Here is a 2,311-nt window from a genome sequence, read left to right on the forward strand (position 1 = left end):
CGCACCGCCCGCGCCGTCCCCCGCGCCCCCCGGCTGCTGCCGGGTCGGCACATACGCCTGCGCCACCCGTGGCCGACGCCCCTCCGCCGCCTCGGCGAGCATCTGCTCGGCCTCCTCGGCAGCGGGCCGTACGGCCGGGTCCTTGCACAGCAGCGCGGTGATGACGGGCCCCAACGGCCCGGCGTCCACGGGTTCGGCGGCCTCCTCGCTCACCACGGCCTGCATGGTGGTGAGCGGTGTGGTGCGCCGGAACGGCGACTTGCCCTCGACCGCCGTGTACAGCGTGGCGCCCAGCGACCACAGGTCGGAGGCGGGCCCGGGGTCGTGCCCGCGCACCCGCTCGGGGGCGATGTAGTCGACGGAACCGACGATCTCACCGGTCCGTGTGATGGTCGTGTCTCCGTCGACCTGCGCGATGCCGAAGTCGGTCAGCAGGACCCGGCCGTCCTCGGCGAGCAGCACGTTGCCCGGCTTCACATCGCGGTGCAGTACACCGGCCCGATGGGCGGCGCCCAGCGCACGGAGCACCCACATCCCGATCCGCGCCGCCTCGCGTGCCTCGACGCGCCCCCGCTCCCTGACCGCGTCGGCCAGTGAGACGCCCTCGACCAACTCCATGACGATCCACGGCCGGTTGTCGTGTTCCAGCACGTCGTGCACGGTGACGACGGCCGAGTGGTTGATCCGTGCCGCCGCGCGCGCCTCCGCCCGGGTCCGCCGCAACAGGATGGCCTGCTCGTTCTCCGAGACATAGAGCGCGGCCGTCAACTCCTTGATCGCGACGGCCCGGTGCAGCACCTCGTCGTGCGCACGCCAGACCCGTCCCATGCCACCGCTGCCGATCGTGTCGACGAGCCGGTAGCGCCCCGCGAGGAGCAGCCCCTGCATCTGATTCACGTTGCCCCGCAATGTTCTTGACAGGTTCAGACTAGGGAGCGGCCCGCGGCCCGGGGAACCGGCCGGGCCGCACAGGGACAGCACTGTGACGGTTCTCGCTTCCGCGACCGGAGCGCAACCCTCCGCGGCAGGGCCGAACAGCCGCTCAACCGGTCGCCTTGTACGTGTCCGCCGCCTGCTCGTACAGCCGCGTGACCTCGTCCCGCTCCGCCTCGGGCCCTCGCAACTGCACCACGTGGTACCGCCCGTCGAGGAGGATCACGAGGTTCCGTACGTAGACGCCACGCCCCTCGGAGTCCTGCCAGGTGAACTGTCCCTCGGCCGAGGTCACCCCGCCCACCTCGATCAGCCGCATCCCGGTGGACGTGGCCCAGGACGAGTCACGGAACGGCTGCAACTCGCGCTCGTCCTCCCGCTGGTACTTCAGCGGATCCCTGCCGTACGTCGCCGTGCGGTCCCGCCCGGGGACGAGTATCAGCTCGAAGTCGCCCTGCGAGTAGACGATCTGCCCGCGCCCGTTCTTGGCGCTGCGGTCCCAGCCGTCGGCGACGGCGACCTGGAACCCCTCGGGGTCCTTGCGCAGAGTGAATCCCTGGGCGACCTCGGAGTCACCTGTCTGCGGTTGCGTCGCACCGGACGACTCCGACGGGCTCGCCCCGCTCTGGCCCTCCTCGCCGCCGTCGGGCGAGTTGGAGTTCTGGTCGGGCCGGGGCTCACTGCTCGCCACCGGCGCCGAGCTCTGCTGCCCGGCGCTGTCCGTACGGCTGCTCGTGTCACCGCCCTCGCTGCTGGGCGCGGCCTTCGGCATGAACACCATGGCGTACGTGACCGCGGCCACCAGCGCGAGCAGGATCAGCAGGAGCAGGTTCCGGCCCAGTTTGCGGGGCTGCGCGGGCTTCTCCCGGGTGCGCTTGTGGCGGGCGTGCGCGCTGGTCGCGGGCAGTCCTGCCCGGCGTCGGCGGACGAGCTCGCCCCGCCGCCGTACGATCGGCAACCGGCTCGCGTCCACGGGCGGCGTCGGCACGACATGCGCACCGGCCTCGGGCTCGGGCGCCGACCGCACCAGGGAACGCAGCCAGCCGCGCAGCTCCTCGAAGTCCAGCCGCTCGATGGGGTCCTGGCGCAGCAGGGACTCCACGACCGGCCGCAGCGGTCCGCACTCCTCGGCGAACGCGGGGGGCTCCGCGCACACCATCTGCACCAGCTCGGCGGTGTTCTCCTCCGGGTACGGCGCGTGCCCCTGCACGGCCCGGAACAGCAGCGCCCCGAGCGCCCACAGATCCGTCGACGGCCCGATCGGCGCCGCCAGCTGCCAGTTCTCGTGCACCGGCCCGGCCTGCTCCGGCGCCCACCGCTCCGTGACCGGCCCGACCACGGCCATCCGTGCCTGCCGTGCCCGCTCGGCGGCGAGCGC

The 2,311-nt window shown here is 72.9% G+C and carries 2 protein-coding genes; both read right to left on the reverse strand.

The features are described 5' to 3' along the window. Nucleotides 1–888, reverse strand: an 888-nt coding sequence (locus tag AWZ10_RS09910; RefSeq protein WP_159058241.1) for a serine/threonine-protein kinase, incomplete at its 3' end; no start/stop codon positions are given. A gap of 154 nt (nucleotides 889–1,042) precedes the next feature. Then, the coding region (locus AWZ10_RS09915) for a serine/threonine-protein kinase (RefSeq protein ID WP_482258097.1) at nucleotides 1,043–2,311 on the reverse strand (1,269 nt) is incomplete at its 5' end.

Origin of the sequence: Streptomyces europaeiscabiei, from assembly GCF_001550375.1 — a bacterium.
GTDB classification, from domain to species: Bacteria; Actinomycetota; Actinomycetes; order Streptomycetales; family Streptomycetaceae; genus Streptomyces; species Streptomyces europaeiscabiei.